Origin of the sequence: Rhodanobacter sp. Root627 (genome assembly GCF_001427835.1) — a bacterium.
GTDB lineage: Bacteria > Pseudomonadota > Gammaproteobacteria > Xanthomonadales > Rhodanobacteraceae > Rhodanobacter > Rhodanobacter ginsenosidimutans.
This window is the reverse complement of sequence record NZ_LMGW01000003.1, coordinates 290,743-310,865: the sequence shown is the minus strand read 5'-3', so window position 1 is coordinate 310,865 and position 20,123 is coordinate 290,743. Positions and strand designations below refer to the sequence as shown.

Below are 20,123 nucleotides of genomic sequence, written 5' to 3'. Positions count from 1 at the left end.
TGCGACATGTAAGCGCTTTTGTAGCTGCATCATGACTTGGCGAGCCAACACGCTTGCCCTACATTCCACATTGCCGAGAGGGGTTTTCGCGGCAAACCCACCATCCATCATCGAATACACGGAATTAATCCATGGCCAAGACGACGAACAAGACGAAGGGCGCAGCACCCAAAGCAGTGGCCAAACCTGCCGCTGCTCCGAAACCGATCAAGGAACCGTTGAACAAGTCCGGGCTGCTCGCGCACCTGGTCGAGAGCAGCGGCGTGGCTGCGAAAGATGTGCGCGCTGTGCTGGCTGCGCTGGAAGGCGCCGTCACCGCCTCCGTCAACAAGAAGGGTGCTGGCGAGTTCACCTTGCCGGGGCTGCTGAAGGTCACCGCCGTCAAGGTGCCGGCCAAGCCGAAGCGCAAGGGCATCAACCCGTTCACCAAGCAGGAGCAGGTGTTTGCCGCCAAGCCTGCCTCGGTCAAGATCAAGGTGCGTCCGCTGAAGAAGCTGAAAGACGCCGCTGCCTGACGTCGGACCCTGGATGCGGCGTGCGTGATGCCGCCGCATCCGATTCGTTCCTCCCGTCGTGGGGGAAACGATTCGGAGGCACAAACAACCTCCCTCATGGTGCATCGTTTCAAACATGTGCGCGCAAAAATTTCCGTGCGGTAGCGCACAATTTCGTCGAATCACCCCGAAATTAATCTAGACTCGGACTTGACCCGGCGCCGACGCGATGGCGTGGCCGGGGTTCAGGGACGGGGGCTTCGATGCGTTTGCTGCGCGGCATGCTTGAACGAACGCCGGTTCCGGAGGGCCAAACCACGGCCAGCTCCGGTGACGGCGGCTCGCTGTTTCCGGTCCGCTACCGACAGCGCCTGGTTGCCGAACTGAAGCTGGATGCGGCGACCGCAAGGGGGCTGATGCGCGCCCTGCTCGATGCCTGCCGCACGTCGGACGAAAGCACGCAGATTGCCTGCCTGCAGGATTTCGCCGATGGTTTCCGGCGCACGGCGCTGATCAAGGACGTGCAGTTTTATCCGTACCTGCGTTGTGCGCTCGAGCACGACACGATGGCGATGGTCCACTTCAACGAAGTGCAGGCCGACGTGCGGCGCCACGTGCTGCGCATCGAGGCGATCCTGGTGGAATATCTCGGCGCCCCGTGGGATGCCACCTGCCGCCGCCGTTTCGTACCCGATGTGGCGCGCGCGGCAAGCCTGCTGGGCCGGCTGTTGCGACAGGAGGAGTCGACCCTGTTTCCGCTGTACCTGCCGCCCGATCAATACCGCTATCTCGGTGGCTCGGTGCCGCGGGAGAACGGCGGACGAGCCGGCTGACCCGGCGCGGTCAGGGTTTGGCGATCTCGAAATCGCGTTGGATCACCGGCGCACCGTCGAGGAAGATCTCGATCCGGTATTTCCCCTCGGGCCACAGATCGGGATTGTGCAGCGTGAACGTGGTGGTGGCCGGGCCGTCGGCGGCGATCGACTGGCTGATGCTGCTGATCAACTGGCCGTCGCCCTCCAGATAGCGCCAGCGCGCGTTGAGCGTGGACTTGGCGGTCTGGCCACGCGTATCCACACTGGCATACAGCGTTTTCGCGTCCGGCGCGAAGCGCGTACCCGGCGCGGTGATCTTGTGGGCGTCATCGACGCTCGTACCCAGCGTGAGCTGCATCACCTTGATCGCCGCGGCGGCGGCGACGCTTGCCGCCGGTGCGGGCGTCGCCGCCGTGGAGGACACCGGCGCGGGAACCACCCGCGCCACGCTGGCGGGTGCTTGCACCGTGCGGGCAGGTGCCGGTGCCGGCGCGGCTGGCGGCGTGTCGGGTTTGCCGCAGCCGCCCAGTGCCAGCAGCCACAGTGCCTGGCATGCGATGGTTGCCGCCCGGAAACGGGCCCGATCGTTCTTCATTGCCGCACCGTCCGCAGGTTGGGTGGAGTGACCGGCGTGTTGCTGCGGAACGGGTTGATATCCAGCCCGCCGCGTCGCGTGTAGCGCGCGTACACGCTCAGTTGCTGCGGTTCGCAGCGCCGGCTGAGGTCGACGAAGATGCGCTCCACGCAATGCTCGTGGAACTCGTTGTGATTGCGGAACGACACCAGGTAACGCAGCAACCCCGCGTGGTCGATCGGCGCGCCGCGGTAGGCGATCTGCACGCTGCCCCAGTCCGGCTGGCCCGTCACCGGGCAGTTCGAGCGCAGCAGATGCGACACCAGTGTCTCGGCCACCGGCGTGAGGCTGCGATCGGCATGCAGGAAATCGGCGTTCGGCGGACCGTAATCGTCGATATCGATGGCCTGGTCGTCCAGCAAATGGCCGTCCATATCGTTGACCGGGTAGACCGCCGCGCGGGCGTCGCCCAGCTGCACGCCGACCACCGCACCGGCGACGGACGAGAGGTCACGCACCAGCGTACGGGTGAGGGTGGACGCGTCCGCGATGCGCTCGCCGGCGAAACCGTTCAAGTACAGCTTGAAGGATTTCGATTCGATCAGCTGCGGCGACGTCGCCGGCACACGGAATTCGGCCAGCGCAACCACCGGTTTGCCGCGCGGGTCCAGCCACGACAATTCGTACGCGTTCCAGATATCCACGCCGTGGAACGGCAAGGGTTCGGCCAGGCCCAACTCCGCCCGGTTGCTGTCGCGCGGGATGGGAAACAGCAGCGCGGGGTCGTAGCGGTCGGCGTACGGCGTTTCCTTGCCCAGCGGGGAGTGTTCGGGAGAATTCATGCCGGGAAGTCTATTGATACGCGACGCAGGTGTCTCGTCGCCCCGTGGCTGCGGTTCAGCCGCGTCGCAGCAGCAGGTCGAGCAGGCGGCGGAACCGTTCGCCATAGGGCGGATTGAACAAGCCGGCACCGTTGAACCGCGCCTGGTGAAAAACCGGCTTCAGGTGCGAGAACGTGCGGAACCCCGCTTCGCCGTGATAACCGCCCATGCCCGATGCGCCCACGCCGCCAAATGGCAAGCCGTGCTGGGCGATGTGGTACAGCGTGTCGTTGACCGAAACGCCGCCGGCGGTCGTGCGCGACAGCACGCGCTCGATCAGCGCCTTGTCGCTCTCGAACAGGTATAGCGCCAGTGGATGCGGGCGCGCCGCCACACTGGCGATGGCCTGGTCGATGGTGTCGTAGGGCAGCAGCGGCAGCAGCGGGCCGAAGATCTCCTCGCGCATCACCGCCATGCTGTCGTCGACCCGGCTGAGCAGTTGCGGCGGCAGCAGCCGGTGCGTGGCATCCGCTGCGGCGTCGCCCAGCGGATGCACGTGGGCACCACGGCCGCGGGCATCATCGAGCAGGGCGGTCAGTCGTTGGTACTGGCGGTCGGACGCGATGCTGGCGTACTGCCCGTTCTGCGCCAGTTGCGGATACATCCGCGCCATCACGCGCCGTGCCTCGGTCACGAAGTCGTCCATGCGATCGCGCGGCAACAGCACGTAATCCGGTGCGATGCAGGTCTGCCCGGCATTGACCAGCTTGCCGAACACGATGCGTTCCACCGCGTGCTCGAAGCGCGCGCCCGGGCCGATGATCGCCGGTGATTTTCCGCCCAGCTCCAGCGTCACCGGGGTGAGATTGGCCGCCGCCGTGCGCATCACCTGATGCCCGACCGCGGTGGAGCCGGTGAACAGCAGGTGGTCGAACGGCAGCGCGGAAAACGCCTGCGCCACGTCCGCCGCGCCGGTGACCACGACCACGTCGTCGGCATGGAAATGCCGCGCCACCAACGCGGCGAACAGGGCCGAGAAGCGCGGGGTGAATTCGCTCATCTTCAACATCACGCGGTTGCCCGCGGCCAGCGCGTCGACCAGCGGCCCCACCGCCAGGTACAGCGGGTAGTTCCACGGCACGATGATGCCCACCACGCCCCGCGGCTGTGGTCGCAGTTCGATGCGCGCGGGCAGGAACAGCGCGCCGGCCAGGCGTCGTCGTGGTGTCATCCAGCGCCGCCCGTGGCGCAGCGCATGGCTGATCGCCGAGAGGCTGGGGAACAACTCCAGCAGGTCGGTTTCCTGCGTCGGCCGGCGGCCGAAATCGGCGTCGATGGCGGCCGCCAGCTCCGCGCGATGGTCGCGCAGCAGCGCTCGCAGCGCGCGCAGCCGGCCCGCTCGCACCGACCATGCCGGCAGGGGATTGCCGCTTTGCGCGTGACGCATGCGCTGCAGCGTTTCGTTCAATGCGACGGGATCGGTCAAGGCATTTCCGCAGTGCTGGTGGCCATTCGTGGCGCGGCGTTTCGATGACGCCCGCGCCGCGAATGTTCGCCTCCTTTCTATCACGCCATCGTCGCGAGCCGGGTGATTCGTCGCCCCGCCGCGGGGTGTCAGACGTTGACCATGTGCATGCCCGCGTCGGTGTAACGCCGGCCGGCCACCGCTCCGGGCGAGAACACCGCGTCGATCGCGGCCAGTTCGTCGGCGCGCAGCTGCACCTGCAGCGCGCCCAGGTTCTCGTCCAGCCGGCTGCGCTTGCGGGTGCCGGGAATCGCCAGCACGTCGTCGCCCTGCGCCAGCACCCAGGCCAGCGCCAGCTGCGCTGGCGAGCAACCCTTGTCGGCGGCCAGTGCCTTCACCTTCTCGACCAGTTGCAGGTTGCGGTCGAAGTTGTCGCCCATGAAACGCGGGCTGTTGCGGCGGTAATCGTTGGCCTCGAAATCGTCGGGGGTGCGGATCGCGCCGGTGAGAAAGCCGCGGCCCAGCGGCGAATAGGCCACCAGGCTGACGCCGAGCTTGCGACAGGCGGCGAGCATGCCGTTTTCCTGCGGGTCGCGCGTCCACAACGAGAACTCGCTTTGCAGCGCGGCAATCGGATGCACCTTGCAGGCACGCTCCAATGTCGCACCGGACGCTTCGCTCATGCCCAGGTAACGCACCTTGCCCGCGGTCACCAGCTCAGCCATCGCGCCCACGGTGTCCTCGATCGGCACGCTCGGGTCGACGCGGTGCTGGTAGTACAGATCGATGGTGTCGATGCCCAGCCGCTTCAGGCTGGCGTCGCAGGCGGCGCGCACGTACTCGGGCCGGCCGTCGATACCGCGTGCCTGCGGATTGCCCGGGTCGAGCACGATGCCGAACTTGGTGGCGACGAAAGCCTGCTCGCGGCGACCCTTGATCGCCTTGCCCACCAGCACCTCGTTGGTGTGCGGGCCGTACATGTCGGCGGTGTCGAGCAGGTTGAAGCCGCGCTCCAGCGCGTGGTGGATGGTGGCGATCGATTCGGCGTCGTCATGCGCGCCATAGAACGCGCTCATGCCCATGCAGCCGAGGCCGAGGGCGGAAACTTGCGGGCCGTTGCGGCCGAGGGTGCGGGTCTGCATGGCGGGGCTCCGTGGTGGAAGGTGGACGCATGATGCGCCGCCCCGTTGGCCGGATAAATGGTCAATAATGGACATCACCATTCCAAAACAACCAACAATCGCCATGGACCGTCTCGAAGCCATGCGGCTGTATACGCGCATCGTGGAACTGGGCAGCTTCACCGCCGCGGCGGATGACCTCAACCTGCCGCGCGCCACCGTCACCCACGCGATCAAGCGGCTGGAGACGCGCCTCGGCGCGCAGCTGCTCCAGCGCACCACCCGCAGCGTGCGCACCACCCGCGACGGCGAAACCTATTACGGACACTGCCGACGCCTGCTGGCCGACATGGACGAGGTCGAGGCGGATTTTCGCGAGGCCGCGACACAGCCCAAGGGTCGGTTGCGGATCGATCTCCCCGCATCGCTGGGGTGGTTGCTGGTGATCCCTGCCTTGCCCACTTTCTTCGCACGCTTTCCGCAGATCGAGCTGGACATCGGCACCGGCGACCGCTTCGTGGATCTGGTGCGCGAAGGCGTGGATTGCGTGCTGCGCATCGGCCATCTGGGTGATTCGGGCATGGTCGGCCGACGGGTGGGGATGCTGCAGCAGGCCACCGTGGCCAGCGCCGGTTACGTGCGCCGGCACGGCCTGCCCGAGTCACTGGCCGCACTGCAGGATGGGCATGTCGCGGTGAACTGGGTTTCGCCCAACACCCGCCGCGCCGAGCCGCTGGAGTTCATGGTCGGCCGACGGCGTCGCGAGGTCACGCTGCCCGGTTGTGTCAGCGTCAGCGGCATGGATGCCTACCTCGGCTGCTGCGAAGCGGGCCTGGGCATCGCCCAGATGACGCGCCAACGCATCGCGGAGGGGTTCAAGACGGGCCGGCTTCGCGAGATCCTGCCGGCGTATCCGCCGCCATCGCTGCCCATCACCGTGTTGTATCCGCAGCAGCGGCAGATGCCGGCGCGCCTGCGGGTCTTCATCGACTGGCTGGTGGAGCTGACCGCCGCGCAGTGCTGAGAGTCTTGTCGTCCATCCGGGCCTGCGGCACGTATCTGGACCACCACGGCGCGAGGCTCGGAAAACCCCTACGTTTCGCTGCGGGTTCGCCGATTGTTGCGCCCCGTGCACCTGTCCATCATCCATCGAGGATTTCGCCGCCAATCCAACCCGGCGCAATCTTTTCATCTGCAGCAAGACCGAAGTCGGCCTGCGCCCGGGTGTTCCGTTTCGGCGGTGCAAGGTCGCCCTGGTCCGTACCCGTTTCGTCGCTGTGGCCGCCACCATTCATGGAGGAAGCAAATCAATGAGTATCAAGTCGATCGTATTCATGTCGTCGCTGGCGCTGTTCGCCAGCTATGCTCCGGCGGGCTTTTGCGCCGGTGCGCCGAAGGCCGCCGATGTTATCGGAACGCCGGCACCGGGCAGCAAGTTCGCCAAGATCCAGGTGGGCATGCATTCGAAGCAGATCATGGACTTGATCGGTCCGCCGACCGACCAGAAGGTGTACATGACCGGAAAAGCCTGGATTCCCTTCCACTTCGGTGGCGACAACTCGCGCACCGAGTACCACTACAAGGGTGAGGGCGTGCTGACCTTCTCCAACGGTGGCATGGGCAACATCGGTTCCATGAAACTCATCCGGATCAAGGTCGATACCCAGGAATCCGGTTACATCCAGTGACAGCCCGCTGCGTCACTGCCCGGGCCGTCCGGGCAGCAAACGGCCCGGCGGGTTGAAGCCGGCGCGCAAGGCGCACCGTTTTTCCCGCCGGACCGCCACCGGGGCGGCAGGTGCGTTCAGCGGCGGCCGGTGCAGGTAAGCATTCGCGCAAGGCGGACCGCTGACTTCGACGTTCCCCGGAGCACCGCCGCGTTTGACGGATGGACCTTTGGCACGGGGGGCATCGGTGGGCAATGCGCTAGCATCCTGCGGTCAGGTGTGCGCGCGGATCGTGGCGCGCATGCCATCCGTCTGTGGAGGAATGCATGCATTCGATGATCGGCAAGCCACGCCTGCTTGGCGCGGTGGTGATGGGGTTGTTGTCGGGCGGCGTTGCCGCGCAGGGGCGCACACTGGGCGCGAGCGACTACGCGCAGGCGGAGCGGTTCATGAGCTACAACACCGTGCCGCTGGTCGATCACGCGGTGACCGAGGTCCATTGGCTGGACGACGCTCACTTCTGGTACGTGGACCACGACGCCAAGGGCGATCATTTCGTGCGGATGGATGCGGCCAGCGGCAAGACCGTGCCCTTGTTCGACCAGGCAAAACTGGCCACTGCACTGAGCGACGCCGGCGGCAAGCCGGTCGATGCGAAGAAGCTGCCGGTGACCGGCTACGAGGCGAGGACGGACGGCCGCATCGACATCGTCGTGCGCAAGAAGCATTACGTGTGCGACCTGACCGCCGCCACGGCCAGCTGCGTCGATCGCGCCACGTTGGTAAAAACCGGTGACGAACCGGGCGCGCTGTCGCCAGACAAGAAGAGCGAAGCGTTCATCCGCGACTGGAACCTGTGGCTGCGCGACGTCGCCACCGGCGAAGAGACCCAGCTCACCACCGACGGCGTGGAGAACTTCGGCTACGCCACCGACAACGCCGGTTGGAAACACACTGACAAGGCCATCGTCGAGTGGTCGCCCGATTCGAAGCAGATCGCCACCTTCCAGCAGGATCAGCGCAAGACCGGCGACATGTACCTGATCAAGACCAGGGTCGGCCATCCCGAACTGGAAAAGTGGAAGTATCCGCTGGTGGGCGACAAGGACGTGACGATGATCGAGCGCGTGATCATCGACGTCGCCGCGAAAAAGATCACACGTTTGCAGATGCCGCCGGACCAGCACCGCTCCACCCTGTGCGACGACGTCAGCTGCGGCCCCGACGGCGGCTGGGACGACGTGAAATGGGCGCCCGACGGCAAGACCCTGGCCTTCGTCTCCACCTCGCGCGACCACAAGCACGAATGGTTCCGCATCGCCGACGTGCGCACCGGCAAGGTGCGCACCGTGTTCGAGGAAAAGGTGCCGACGTATTACGAGAGCGGCAACGGCGCGGTGAACTGGCGCTACCTGCCGGAGACAAACGAGGCGATCTGGTTCAGCGAGCGCAACAACTGGGGCAACCTGTATCTCTACGACCTCACCGACGGCAAGCTCAAGCACGCGATCACCGCCGGCGAGGGCAATGTCACCGAGGTGCTCAAGCTCGATCCGAAAACCCGCACCGTGTGGTTTCGCGGCGTGGGCCGCACGGCGGGCGTGAACCCGTATTACCAGCAGTTCTTCAAGGTCAGCCTGGATGGCGGCAAGCCCGTGTTGTTGACCCCGGAGGCGGCCGACCACACGGTGACGCTGTCGCCGGATGGAAGTCTGTTTGTCGATGCCTGGTCCACCCCCGCCGTGCCGCCAATCACCGCCCTGCGAAGCACGGTGGATGGTCGTACCGTGGCGCCCATCGCCACCGCCGACATCTCGCGCCTGAAGGCTGCCGGTTGGGTGCCGCCGGTTCCGTTCACGGTGAAGGCGCGCGACGGCAAGACCGACCTGTACGGCATGATGTTCAAGCCGACGAACTTCGATGCGTCGAAGAAATATCCGATCATCGACTACATCTATCCCGGCCCGCAGACCGGCTCGGTGCGCGGCCGCAGCTTCCTGGCCGCACGCAGCGATCACCAGGCGATGGCCGAGCTGGGCTTCATCGTGGTGGCCATCGACGGCATGGGTACACCGTGGCGCTCCAAGGCATTCCACGACGCGTACTTCGAGCACATCGAGGACAACACGCTGCCCGACCAGGTCACCGCACTCAAGCAGCTGGGCAAGGCGCATTCGTGGATCGACCTCGATCGCGTGGGCGTGTGGGGCCATTCCGGTGGCGGCAATGCCACCGCCGGCGCGATGTTCCATTACCCCGATTTCTTCAAGGTCGGCTGGGCCGAAAGCGGCAACCACGACAACCGTAATTACGAGGACGACTGGGCCGAGAAATGGCAGGGCCTGCTGATCACCGACAAGGACGGCAAGACCAACTACGACGCCCAGGCCAACCAGAGCTTCGCGAAGAATCTCAAGGGCCGCCTGATGCTGGTGCACGGCACCATGGACGACAACGTGCCGCCATCCAACACCTTGCTGGTGGTCGATGCGCTGATCAAGGCGAACAAGGATTTCGATCTGCTGATGATCCCCAACGCCCGCCACGGCTACGCCGAATCCACCCCGTACGCCACCCGCCGACGCTGGGACTATTTCGTGCAGTACCTCGCCGGCAATACGCCACCGAGGGAGTACGAATTGAAGGCGTGGCCGTGGAAGTGAGCGCCAGGGCCGGTTCCTCCCCTGCGCAGCAGCGGGAGGCCAGGACGGAGTAACGCTCTTCACCTCGACTTGGTGAAGAGCGCCCCCCAGCACTCCCGTGTGCGCAGCGGAGGGAGCAAGACGATGCGCGATCGAGGGCATCCAGCCACGCGGAGCCGCGCCGCACGTGGGTCAGCTCATGGCCCAGCGCCAGCGACGCGTCTCCCTCGCTCAACGTCTTACCGGCCGCAGCCCGGGGCGCGTGCCCACGTCAGTTTCCGCGGTCAACCTGTCGAAGGTCATGCAGCGGGTTACGGTGTCGTCATTCGGGTCGCCTGGGTGAAGATCACCTGCCATCGGCCATCGCGCTCGCGCCAGATGTCGGCGAAACGCAGGCGCGCCTTGAATGGCTTGCCATCGCTGCTGCCCTCCAGCGTGGCCACGCCGCCGAGCACGGCGCCGCCGGGCCAGTAGCGCACTACCTCCTGTTCGACCGTGAACGGTTTCAGCGAATAGCCGGGGGCGGTGTAGTCGCGGATGAAGTCCGCCTTGTTCTCGACCCGGGCGCGGCTGTTGAACAGCACGTAGTCGTCGGCGAGCAGGCGGCGCAACGCCACGCCATCGCCTTCGACCTGGGCGCGATCGAACGCGGCGACCGCGCGGGCCAGCGCGCGCGGCAACGAGGCGTGCGGCGCGGTTGCCGCGGCGGGTGCGATACCAAGCATCATCGCGAGCAGGGTGGCGGACAGTTTCATGGTGGCCTCCGTCGAAAACCCGGCGACAGGCCGGGCGCGGGCTCCAACGCTAGGGCCCCAGCCGGCGTCCGGCTATCAAATTCTTGCCCGTGCGGACCAGCGCCGACGGACGCAGGGTCTCGCGCGCGGCGCGCGGGGTCAGTCCGACGTGTCGGCGGAAGGTCGCGCCGAAGTGGCTCTGATGGCTGAAGCCCAGTTCGCTGGCCAGTGCGGCGAGATTGTCCGCGCCGTGGGCGAGCCGGTCGAGCGCGAGCGCGATGCGCAAGCGCGTGCGGTAGGCGACCAGGCTGCTGCCGCAGGCGCGGCGAAACAGGCGGGAAAGGTGGAACGGCGAGCAACCGGCATGGGTGGCGAGCTCGGCCAGGCCGGCGGCAGTGGTCGGATCGGCCAGCAGCACTTCCTGCACCTGACGAAGCCGACGCCGGATGGCGGGAGACAGCGGTGCGATGCTCGCCGTCGCATCGTGCCGAAGCACCGCGGTGCACAGTGTGGCAGCCGCTTCCTCTATCCGCAGACGATCGCGCTCATCGTGGGCGAGCGCCGCGTGGAGCGCACGATGCCGGTACTGGTCGATAGCCTCCACGGGCCGCGCCGCGTCGGCCGATCCGCGCAGGCGTTGACCAAACAGCGCCTCCTCGTGCGCGGGCGCCACCTCGAAACAACTGCCGGCGTCGCCGCCCTCGAACGGATGCGAGATGCGGTAACTGTCGCCGGCGCGGTAGAGCAGGGCGGTGGCGGGGTCGCCCAGGTATTCCGCCCCGCGCAGGTGATAACCGAAGCCGCCGCGCCGCAGCAGCATCAGGTGGGTGTGTTCGTCGCCGCGTTCGCCGCCGCAACCACCGCGGGGATGGCTGCAGTCGATGTCGGTGATCCGCAGCAGCGGACTGTCGAATAGCACGGTGAGATGGGAGGCGCCCATGGCTCGCTCGTTCGCGGCGGGGCGCCCAGCGTCTCAAAACGCCATGTCGAACGCCACCTCGCCCTGCACACCCACCTGATACGCCGAGACGCGGCGCTCGAAGAAGTTGGCCAGCTCCTGCACGTCCTGCAGGTCCATGAAGTCGAACGGGTTCTTCGCGCCGTATTTCTTCGGCATGTCGAGCTGGGCGAAGCGCTGGTCGGCGCAGTACTCGAGGTACTGACGCATGTCCTTCACCGACATGCCGGCCACGCCGCCGGACAGCACGTCTTCGGCGAACTGGGTTTCGCAGGCGATCGCCTCTTCCATCATCTGCTCGACCTGGGCGCGCATGTCCGCGTCGAACAGGTCCGGCTCCTGTTCGCGCACGGTGCGTACCACGTCGAAGGCGAACGCCATGTGGCAGCTCTCGTCGCGGAACACCCAGTTGGTACCGGCCGCCAAACCGTGCAGCAAACCACGTGAACGCAGGTAGTACACATAGGCGAACGCAGCGTAGAAGAACAGCCCTTCGATGCAGGCGGCGAAGCAGATCAGGTTGAGCAGAAACTGGCGCCGATGCGCGCGCGTCTCCAGCCGGCGCAGGCCCTGGATCGAGTCGATCCACTTGAAGCAGAACGCGCCTTTCTGCCGGATCGAGGGGATCGTCTCGATCGCCGCAAACGCGGCGTTGCGCTCGGCCGGATCGGGGATATAGGTGTCCAGCAGGGTGAGGTAAAACTGCACGTGCAGTGCTTCTTCGTACAACTGCCGCGAGAGATACATGCGCGCTTCCGGCGCGTTGATGTGCTGGTACAGGTTCAACACCAGGTTGTTCGACACGATGGTGTCGCCGGTGGCGAAGAACGCCACCAGGCGCCGGATCAGATGGCGGTCGGCAGCGGACATCTTCGTGTCCAGATCCCGCGTGTCCATCGAGAAATCCACTTCCTCCACGGTCCAGGTGTTCTTGATCGCGTTGCGATACATCTCGTAGAAGCCGGGGTAGCGCATCGGGCGCAGGGTGAGTTCGAAACCCGGGTCGAGGATGTGGTTGTTCGGATGGGTCATGGTTGTGCCTCGGCATATGTTGAATCCTTCTCCCTTGGGAGAAGGTGCCCTGAAGGGGCAGATGAGGGTTCGGGGTTGCGCCAAGGTTCGTGCAAGCCCGAACGCGCTCCCCAACCTCTCTCCCGAAGGGAGAGGGGCTTATAGCTTGCGTGCGTAGTCGTCGTGCACGAAGCGGCTGACATAGGTGGAAAGCCCCAGGCCGGCTTGCGCCAGCTTTTGCATGTTCGCGATGTGTTCGCGGCCGGTGGCCTTGGCGGTGTACTCGTAAATATCGCCATTGACGAAACGGACGCGGATGAAACCGTCACCGCACTCGTAGGCGGTGACGCCGGAGTGGCCGTCGAGATTCCGGTAACGCTTCATCGCGACACCTCGTTGCGCTACTGGCAGGCTTCGCAATACTCCGGGTTCTCCAGTGAACAAAACACCGCGGCGGTGGCCTGCGCCTGGTCGGGCGCTGCCGAGACCGTGGTCTTGGCGATCCTGGTGGCCGGGCGTGAGCGCAGGTAATACGTGGTCTTGATGCCGGCCTTCCACGCGTACATGTACATCGAGCTCAACTGGCCGATGTTCGGGTTTTCCATGAACAGGTTCAGCGACTGGCTTTGGTCGATGTATGCGCCGCGTGCGGCGGCCAGTTCGATCAGTGCTTTCTGCGGCAGTTCCCACACGGTGCGGTAGATTGCGCGCAGGCGTTCGGGGATGGCGTTGATGTTCTGGATCGAACCCTCGGCCAGCTTGATCGCGTCGCGTACTTCGGGTGTCCACAGACCCAGCGCTTTCAACTCGTCGGCGAGGTAGCGGTTTACCTGCAGGAAATCGCCCGACAGCGTCTCGCGCTTGAACAGGTTGCTGACCTGCGGCTCGATGCATTCGTAGCAGCCGGCGATGGACGCAATGGTGGCGGTGGGCGCGATCGCGATCAGTAGCGAATTGCGCAGGCCGTGCTGTTTGATCTTTTCGCGCAAGGCGTCCCAGCGCGCCATGTTATGCGGGGTGATGTTTGGCCAATGGTCGAACTGCAATTCGCCATTTGCGGCGCGGCTTTCGGCGAAGCCGGGATGCATGCCTTCGCCCTCGGCCAGTTCGCACGACTGGGACAGCGCATTGAAATAGATTTCCTCCGCGATGCGGGTCGACAGTGCCAGTGCCTCGGCCGAGTCGAACGGCAGGCGCAGTTTGAAGAACACGTCCTGCAAGCCCATTACGCCGAGGCCGACGGGCCGCCACTTCATGTTCGCCGTGCGCGCCGTGGCGATCGGGTAGTAGTTCAGGTCGATCACGCGATTGAGCTGGCGCACGGCGGTGCGCACGGTGGCGGCGAGCTGGTCGTAATCGAACACGCCATCGACGACGTGGCGCGCCAGGTTCACCGAGCCCAGGTTGCACACCGCCGTCTCGTTCACCGAGCTGACTTCGAGAATCTCGGTGCACAGGTTGGATAGGTGGATCACGTTCCCCGTTTTGGCCGTCTGATTGCTGGTGGCGTTGCAGCGGTCCTTGAACGTCATCCAGCCGTTGCCGGTCTGCGCCAGCGTGCGCATCATGCGCGCGTAGAGTTCGCGTGCCTTCACCGTTTTCACCGCGAGGCCAGCGGCCTCGGCTTGGGCGTACGCGGCGTCGAACGTCTCGCCCCAGTTGTCGACGAAGTGCGGTACCACCTTCGGGTCGAACAGCGACCAGTCGCCGTCGCTCTCGACCCGGCGCATGAATTCGTCAGGGATCCAGTTGGCGATGTTGAGGTTGTGCGCGCGGCGGGCGTCGTCGCCGGTGTTGTCGCGCAGCTCCAGGAAATCCTCGATGTCGGCGTGCCACGTTTCCAGATACACGCAGGCCGCACCCTTGCGCTTGCCGCCCTGGTTCACCGCGGCGACGGACGCGTCCAGCGTCTTCAGCCAGGGCAATAGGCCATTGGAGTGACCGTTGGTGCCGCGGATCAGCGAGCCGCGCGAACGCACCCGCGAATAGGCCAGGCCGATGCCGCCGGCAAACTTCGACAGCTTCGCCACATCGGCGTACTTGTCGTAGATCGACTCCAGCGAATCGACCGGTGAGTCGAGCAGGTAGCACGAGCTGAGCTGCTCGTGGCAGGTGCCGGCGTTGAACAGGGTGGGCGAGCTGGCGATGTATTCCAGCGACGACAGCAGCCGGTACAGCTCCAGCGTCTCGCCGATTTCGTTGCCGCCCAGCGCGCAGGCGATGCGCATGAAGAAATGCTGCGGCGTCTCGATCACCAGCCGCAGTTGCGGATGGCGCAGCAGGTAGCGGTCGTACACGGTGCGCAGGCCGAAATACTCGAAGCGGCGCGTGGCCAACGGGTCGATCGCGTCGTTCAACTTGCGTGCGTTGGTGGCCACGAAATCGCGCAGGCGGTCGTTGAGGATGCCCAGCTCGGCGCCGCGCGCAATCGACTGCGAGAAGCTCTGGATCTCCTGGCCGCTGACCTCCTTGTCGATGTAGGCGCCGAGCAGGCGCGCGGCGAGCTGGCCGTATTCGGGTTCTTCGGCGGTCAGTGAGGCGGCGGTGCGGATCGACAGCTGGTCCAGCTCCTGCGTGGTGGCGCCGTCGTACAGGCCACCGATGGTCTTCAGCGCCACGCGCAGTGGATCGACCCCGTGCAGGCCTTCGGCGCTGCGCGTCACGGCGCGCACGATCTTGTTGACGTCGACGGCTTCCTGGCCGCCGTTGCGCTTGGTGACGTGCATCGACGCCGCGCTGTGCGGCGGGGTCAGGGTGAACGCGGTTTCGGGGAGGGCGACAGGGGGTTCGGCGGGCGCGATGGCGCGCTCGCGTTCGGCGGTATCGAGGGCTTGCATGGGCAGGTGGCTCCGGCATGGACATCAAACACCTGCTCCCGCGCGCAGGGCCTGAAGCGATGGATACCGGGGGAGCCGCACGCGGCCCCGACAAAGGCCCGCGCCACGACGTGTTTCCCCGCGGAAACCGTCACTACGCACCGGGACATGTTCGCCCCGATGTGCCGGCAGGTCTTCGGACTTGCGGACGAGGATCACGACGATCCACCTACTTGCCCCCGCTTCCCGGCCGCAGAGGGCCAGTGCATGTGGAGGTGTTCGTTTCCGCTTTACCGCTGCGGGGCAGTTCCGGATTTACACCGGATTCCCTTTTAAGCCCGACCGATGTTGGGTCGGCCGGGCACCGACGCACACAACATATCGGGTACGTTGGGCATGGTCAACCCAATAACTTGTGTGTGCCCCAAAACCGGGTTTTCAGCGCGGAGGTGTCGTCATGGGTGACGTGAGCGGGTGTCCGCGCGTGGGTTTCGCCCTGCGCAAGCCGCTTACAGCGCGTCGTGGTCCATCTCGCCGGTGCGGATGCGGGTGACCTGATCCAACTGGCTGACGAAGATCTTGCCGTCGCCGATCTTGCCGGTGCGGGCGGCCTGCTGGATGGCTTCCAGCACGCGGTCGACCTGGTCGTCGGTCACCGCCACCTCCAGCTTGATCTTGGGCAGGAAATCGACCACGTACTCGGCGCCGCGATACAGCTCGGTATGCCCTTTCTGGCGGCCGAAGCCCTTCACCTCGGTGACGGTGACGCCCTGCACGCCGACTTCCGCCAGCGCCTCGCGCACGTCGTCCAGCTTGAACGGCTTGATGATGGCCACGACCAGCTTCATGGAATTTCCTCGGTATGGGGGCACGCGCGGTGCATGACGCCCATTCTGCCTTCGCACGCGGGCGCTGTCGCCTTGCCGGTGCCGTGTAGGACAATCCCTACACATCCCGACGGAGCATCCTGATGGCGTACCCGAATTCCGTTCACCTAATATTTACCTCGACGAGTGCGAGGCGCTGTCCATGATGGATAGGCAGGATATCGATCAGATTGCCCTGCGGCTTGTGTCGTTGGTACCGCCAGGACTGGCACAGGCGCATCAGGATTTGCGAGCCAACTTCCAGGATGTTCTGGCGCAGGGACTGCGCCGCCTCGACCTGGTCACCCGCGAGGAATTCGACGTCCAGACCCAGGTTCTGGCGCGCACACGCGCGAAAATCGACGAACTCGAGCAACGCGTGGCCGAATTGGAGGCTGCCGTCGCCCACCGCGGGACACCGTAACACCCAGCTCCCGGGAGCCGCCCCCGATCCGTCACCTCACCCCGAGAACGATCGGGGGCGGTTATTTATCAACGGATGGAGTCGCCCGGCGTGCCTGTCAGCGATCGTTCCCAGCGCCGACCCGTGTCTGCATGAGCCTCGCCGTTACCCTCAGCCGTGCCCAGGAAGGGATCGCCGCGCCGCAGGTCATGGTCGAGGTGCATCTCTCCGGTGGCTTGCCGTCTACCAATATCGTGGGTTTGCCCGAGGCCGCGGTGCGCGAAGCCCGTGACCGCGTACGCGTGGCGATCCAGAATACGGCCTTCGAATATCCTGGCCGCCGCGTCACGGTGAACCTGGCGCCGGCCGAGCTGCCCAAGGATGGCGGCCGCTTTGACCTGGCGATCGCGCTGGGCATTCTTGCGGCCAGCGGACAGGTGCCGCGCGACAAGCTGGATGACTGCGAATTCCTGGGCGAGCTGGCCTTGACCGGCGCGCTGCGCCGCGTCTCGGGTGTGCTGCCGGCCTTGCTGCGCGCGCGTGCGCGTGGTCGCCGGGTGCTGGTGCCTTACGAAAACTCCGCCGAAGCCGCGCTGGTGCCGGATGTGGATGTGCGGGTGGCGCGTACATTGGCCGAGGTGTGCAGCTGGCTGCGCGGGGCGGAAGAGCTTTCCGCACCGGTCGCCACGCCCAGCACCGGTGGCGCCGATGACGGCCCCGATCTCCGCGACGTGCGCGGTCAATTGCAGGCGCGCCGGGCGCTGGAGATCACCGCCGTGGGCGGCCATCACCTGTTGCTGATGGGCCCGCCGGGCACCGGCAAGACGATGTTGGCCGAGCGCCTGCCCGGCATCATGCCGCCGCTGTCCGAATCCGAGGCGCTGGAAACCTGCGCGGTGGCGTCGGTGTCGGGGCAGGTCATCGATCTGGCGCGCTGGCGCCGGCGGCCGTTCCGGGCGCCGCATCACACCGCATCGGCGGTGGCGCTGGTGGGCGGCGGGTCGTATCCGCGGCCGGGCGAGATTTCGCTGGCGCACAACGGCGTGCTGTTTCTGGACGAGCTGCCCGAGTTCAGCCGGCAGGTGCTGGAGGTGCTGCGCGAGCCGATGGAGTCGGGCCAGATCCTGATTTCGCGCGCCGCGCGCCAGTCGATGTTTCCCGCCCAGTTTCAGCTGGTGGGTGCAATGAACCCGTGCCCTTGCGGCTACGCGGGGGACCCCACGCAACGCTGTCACTGCACGCCGGACCAGATCCAGCGCTACCGCTCGCGCATTTCCGGGCCGTTGCTCGATCGCATCGACCTCTGCGTCGAGGTGCCGCAGGTGCCGCTGGCTGATCTGGGCGGGCCGCGTTCCGGGAATGACGAGGACTCCGCCACGGTGCGCGCGCGAGTGCTGGCCGCGCGGCGGCAATCGCTGATGCGGGCGGGTCGGCCCAACGCGGAGATCAGCGTGCGCGAGCTGGAGCGTGACTGCGCACTGGGGCCCCCGGAACGGCGCTGGTTCGAGACCGCACTGGAGCGTTTGGGCCTGTCGGCCCGCGCCTATCACCGCGTGCTGCGGGTGGCGCGCACCATTGCCGATCTGGACGGTGGCACCGCCCTGCTTGAACGCGAGCACCTGGCCGAGGCGCTGCAATATCGGCGGGTCCAGAGCCCGGGCCGCTAGCGCGACAATCTGCCGCTGTCTGGACGCGCCGGCCGGCGCATGGTTCGATGGCGCCCTGATATTTCCAAGGAATGCGATGACTATCGAGCTCGGCTTGATGCTCGCCGGCATGCTGATGATCGGCTTCCTGGCGCAATGGCTGGCCTGGCGGGTGCGGCTGCCGGCGATCCTGTTTCTGCTGCTTGCGGGCATCATCCTGGGGCCGGCCACCGGCGTGCTGAACCCGGACAAGCTGCTGGGCGACCTGCTGTTCCCGATCGTGTCGCTGGCGGTGGCGCTGATCCTGTTCGAAGGCAGCCTCACCCTGCGTTTCAACGAGTTGCCGGGCATAGGCAACGCGGTGCGCGGGCTGGTCAGCTATGGCGCGGTCGCCGCGTTGCTGCTGCTGGCGCTGGCCGCGCACTTGGTGGCGGGGCTGAGCTGGCCGATCGCGCTGCTGTTCGGCGCGCTGGCCTGCGTCACCGGCCCCACCGTGATCGCGCCGATGCTGCGCACGCTGCGTCCGAACGCGCGCATCGCCAACACGCTGCGCTGGGAAGGCATCGTGATCGATCCGCTGGGCGCGCTGTTCGCAGTGCTGATCTACGAGGCCATCGTGTCGCAGCAGGAGGGCCACACGCTGGGCATCTTCGTGGCCACGATTCTCTGCGGCGCGGTGATCGGCGGGCTGGCCGCCATGGTGATCGGCTTCCTGCTGCGGCGGCAGATGATTCCCGAGTACCTGCAGAATTACGCCGTGCTGGCGACGGTGCCGCTGGCCTTCAGCGTCTCCAATGCGCTGACCCACGAATCCGGCCTGCTGGCGGTCACCATCATGGGCATCGCGCTGGGCAACATGCGCAACGTGCACATGGACGACATCCTCGACTTCAAGGAAAGCCTCACCACGGTATTGGTGTCGCTGCTGTTCATTCTGCTGGCGGCGCGTCTGCATTGGCCGCTACCCGACGGCATGCTGGGCGCGGGCATCGCCCTGTTCGTCATCGCGCAATTGCTGGTGCGACCGGTGACGGTGGCCCTGTCCAGCATGGGCAGCAGCCTGACCTGGCGTGAGCGGGCGCTGATCAGTTGGGTGGCGCCGCGCGGGATCGTGGCGGCATCGGTATCGGCGTTGTTCGCGCTGCGGCTGGACGCGCTGGGCGTGCCCGGCGCCGACGCCCTGGTGCCGCTGGTGTTCACCCTGATCATCGGCACGGTGGTGCTGCAAAGCGCCACCGCGCGGCCATTGGCGTTGTGGCTGAAAGTGGCCGAGCCGGAGCCGCGCGGCGTGCTGATCTTCGGCTCCGATCATGTGGCGCGCGCGATCGGTACGTCACTGAAGGACGCTGGCTTCCGCGTGGTACTGGCCGACGATGACTGGGATGGCATCCGCCAGGCGCGGATGGACGGGCTCAGCACATTCTTCGGCAACCCCGCCTCGCCGCACGCGGAGCGCCATCTGGATCTTGCCGGCATCGGCCGCATGCTGGGCATGAGCACCAACCGCGAGCGCAACTCGCTGGCCTGCGTGTATTACCGGCAGGAATTCGGGCGCGACAAGGTCTATCGCCTGCGCAACCTGACACCGCAGGAAAGCACCGAGCGCGCAGCGTTCTCCGGCGGTTTGCTGTCGCCACCACTGTTCGACGAGAACATGACTCATGGCCGCTTCGGCGAGATGCTGGCCAACGGCTGGCGCGTGAAGTCCACCCGGCTCACCGCCACCTTCGACTGGCCGCATTTCATCGAGCAATACGGCTCCGATACGGTGCTGATGTTCGGCGTCGAGGAAAAGGGTGTGCTGCGGGTGGCCTCCTCCAAGCGCGAGCTGGAGCCGCGGCCAGGCTGGACCGTGATCGCGCTGGTGCCGCCCAACAGAGGCGAGTGATCGGCAGCGGGTGCGAACGACGGTCCGAACCATCGAACGCATGACCATCTCTCATTAGCCCCGTTCACGCCCACGATCGGGCTACGGTTCGCCTTCGCAGAATACGGCGCGCTCCGACATCGCGCCGGACCCGTATCCGGTATAACGCATCGATGCGTCCCGCCAGGGAAGATCCCGCCATGTCCGTTCTGTCGTTCGAGGA

At 66.1% G+C, this 20,123-nt stretch carries 19 protein-coding genes and 1 riboswitch; of the genes, 8 read left to right on the top strand and 11 right to left on the bottom strand.

Annotated elements, in window-relative coordinates:
- Positions 1–131 precede the first annotated feature (131 nt).
- Complete coding sequence (locus ASD68_RS14220; RefSeq protein ID WP_007081333.1) at positions 132–515, top strand: HU family DNA-binding protein; 384 nt, start codon at positions 132–134, stop codon at positions 513–515.
- Positions 516–757: 242 nt separating this feature from the next.
- On the top strand, positions 758–1,327 hold the full coding sequence (locus tag ASD68_RS14215) for a hypothetical protein (protein WP_056607919.1): 570 nt from the start codon (positions 758–760) through the stop codon (positions 1,325–1,327).
- Positions 1,328–1,337: 10 nt separating this feature from the next.
- Here ASD68_RS14215 and ASD68_RS14210 read toward each other — a convergent pair whose 3' ends face one another.
- The 4 genes from ASD68_RS14210 to ASD68_RS14195 all read right to left on the bottom strand — a co-directional run bounded on the left by ASD68_RS14210 (position 1,338) and on the right by ASD68_RS14195 (position 5,311).
- Complete coding sequence (locus ASD68_RS14210; RefSeq protein WP_056607916.1) at positions 1,338–1,904, bottom strand: hypothetical protein; 567 nt, start codon at positions 1,902–1,904, stop codon at positions 1,338–1,340.
- Positions 1,901–2,725 carry an NADPH-dependent 7-cyano-7-deazaguanine reductase QueF gene (queF, locus tag ASD68_RS14205; protein WP_056607914.1) on the bottom strand — a complete coding sequence of 275 codons (825 nt, stop codon included), beginning with the start codon at positions 2,723–2,725 and terminating at the stop codon, positions 1,901–1,903. Before queF ends, ASD68_RS14210 begins: the two co-directional genes overlap by 4 nt.
- Before the next feature lie 55 nt (positions 2,726–2,780).
- Entirely contained in the window at positions 2,781–4,190 is a 1,410-nt protein-coding gene (locus ASD68_RS14200) for a coniferyl aldehyde dehydrogenase (protein WP_082546084.1), read from the bottom strand.
- A gap of 128 nt (positions 4,191–4,318) precedes the next feature.
- On the bottom strand, positions 4,319–5,311 hold the full coding sequence (locus ASD68_RS14195) for an aldo/keto reductase (protein WP_056607912.1): 993 nt from the start codon (positions 5,309–5,311) through the stop codon (positions 4,319–4,321).
- A gap of 103 nt (positions 5,312–5,414) precedes the next feature.
- On the opposite strand from ASD68_RS14195, the gene ASD68_RS14190 reads away from it, so the two are divergent.
- Positions 5,415–6,314 carry a LysR family transcriptional regulator gene (locus ASD68_RS14190; RefSeq protein WP_056607910.1) on the top strand — a complete coding sequence of 300 codons (900 nt, stop codon included), beginning with the start codon at positions 5,415–5,417 and terminating at the stop codon, positions 6,312–6,314.
- Between the two features lie 118 nt (positions 6,315–6,432).
- Here ASD68_RS14190 and ASD68_RS17340 read toward each other — a convergent pair whose 3' ends face one another.
- On the bottom strand, positions 6,433–6,585 hold the full coding sequence (locus ASD68_RS17340; protein ID WP_156458427.1) for a hypothetical protein: 153 nt from the start codon (positions 6,583–6,585) through the stop codon (positions 6,433–6,435).
- Positions 6,586–6,600: 15 nt separating this feature from the next.
- Here ASD68_RS17340 and ASD68_RS14185 point away from each other — a divergent pair, with 15 nt between their 5' ends.
- Both ASD68_RS14185 and ASD68_RS14180 read left to right on the top strand, forming a co-directional pair.
- Positions 6,601–6,978: a hypothetical protein gene (locus ASD68_RS14185; RefSeq protein ID WP_056084559.1), complete on the top strand. Its 378-nt coding sequence runs from the start codon at positions 6,601–6,603 to the stop codon at positions 6,976–6,978.
- Between the two features lie 305 nt (positions 6,979–7,283).
- Positions 7,284–9,620 carry a S9 family peptidase gene (locus ASD68_RS14180; protein WP_056607908.1) on the top strand — a complete coding sequence of 779 codons (2,337 nt, stop codon included), beginning with the start codon at positions 7,284–7,286 and terminating at the stop codon, positions 9,618–9,620.
- A gap of 290 nt (positions 9,621–9,910) precedes the next feature.
- On the opposite strand, the gene ASD68_RS14175 is transcribed toward ASD68_RS14180, so the two are convergent.
- From ASD68_RS14175 to glnK, 6 genes are all read right to left on the bottom strand, one after another.
- Positions 9,911–10,354 (bottom strand): nuclear transport factor 2 family protein, encoded by a 444-nt coding sequence (locus ASD68_RS14175; RefSeq protein WP_056607906.1) that lies wholly within the window; start codon positions 10,352–10,354, stop codon positions 9,911–9,913.
- Between the two features lie 49 nt (positions 10,355–10,403).
- Positions 10,404–11,273, bottom strand: coding sequence for an AraC family transcriptional regulator (locus ASD68_RS14170; RefSeq protein WP_056607904.1), 870 nt, complete (start codon positions 11,271–11,273; stop codon positions 10,404–10,406).
- 33 nt (positions 11,274–11,306) lie between these two features.
- Entirely contained in the window at positions 11,307–12,323 is a 1,017-nt protein-coding gene (locus ASD68_RS14165) for a ribonucleotide-diphosphate reductase subunit beta (RefSeq protein ID WP_056084564.1), read from the bottom strand.
- Positions 12,324–12,461: 138 nt separating this feature from the next.
- Entirely contained in the window at positions 12,462–12,686 is a 225-nt protein-coding gene (locus tag ASD68_RS14160; protein WP_056607902.1) for a hypothetical protein, read from the bottom strand.
- Between the two features lie 17 nt (positions 12,687–12,703).
- Entirely contained in the window at positions 12,704–15,139 is a 2,436-nt protein-coding gene (locus tag ASD68_RS14155; protein ID WP_056607900.1) for a ribonucleoside-diphosphate reductase subunit alpha, read from the bottom strand.
- Positions 15,140–15,287: 148 nt separating this feature from the next.
- Positions 15,288–15,502: riboswitch (cobalamin riboswitch) on the bottom strand.
- A 125-nt stretch (positions 15,503–15,627) separates the two neighbouring features.
- Positions 15,628–15,966, bottom strand: coding sequence for a P-II family nitrogen regulator (gene glnK, locus ASD68_RS14150; protein WP_056084571.1), 339 nt, complete (start codon positions 15,964–15,966; stop codon positions 15,628–15,630).
- A gap of 181 nt (positions 15,967–16,147) precedes the next feature.
- On the opposite strand from glnK, the gene ASD68_RS14145 reads away from it, so the two are divergent.
- The 3 genes from ASD68_RS14145 (at position 16,148) to ASD68_RS14135 (ending at position 19,921) form a co-directional block, all read left to right on the top strand.
- A complete protein-coding gene (locus ASD68_RS14145; RefSeq protein WP_007081320.1) occupies positions 16,148–16,408 on the top strand; it encodes an accessory factor UbiK family protein in 261 nt (86 codons plus the stop codon).
- Between the two features lie 131 nt (positions 16,409–16,539).
- Positions 16,540–18,054, top strand: coding sequence for a YifB family Mg chelatase-like AAA ATPase (locus ASD68_RS14140; protein ID WP_056084574.1), 1,515 nt, complete (start codon positions 16,540–16,542; stop codon positions 18,052–18,054).
- Positions 18,055–18,130: 76 nt separating this feature from the next.
- The gene (locus ASD68_RS14135) at positions 18,131–19,921 is read left to right on the top strand and encodes a sodium:proton antiporter (RefSeq protein ID WP_056607897.1); all 1,791 of its coding nucleotides are present in this window, start codon (positions 18,131–18,133) and stop codon (positions 19,919–19,921) included.
- The last annotated feature ends 202 nt before the right edge of the window (positions 19,922–20,123 follow it).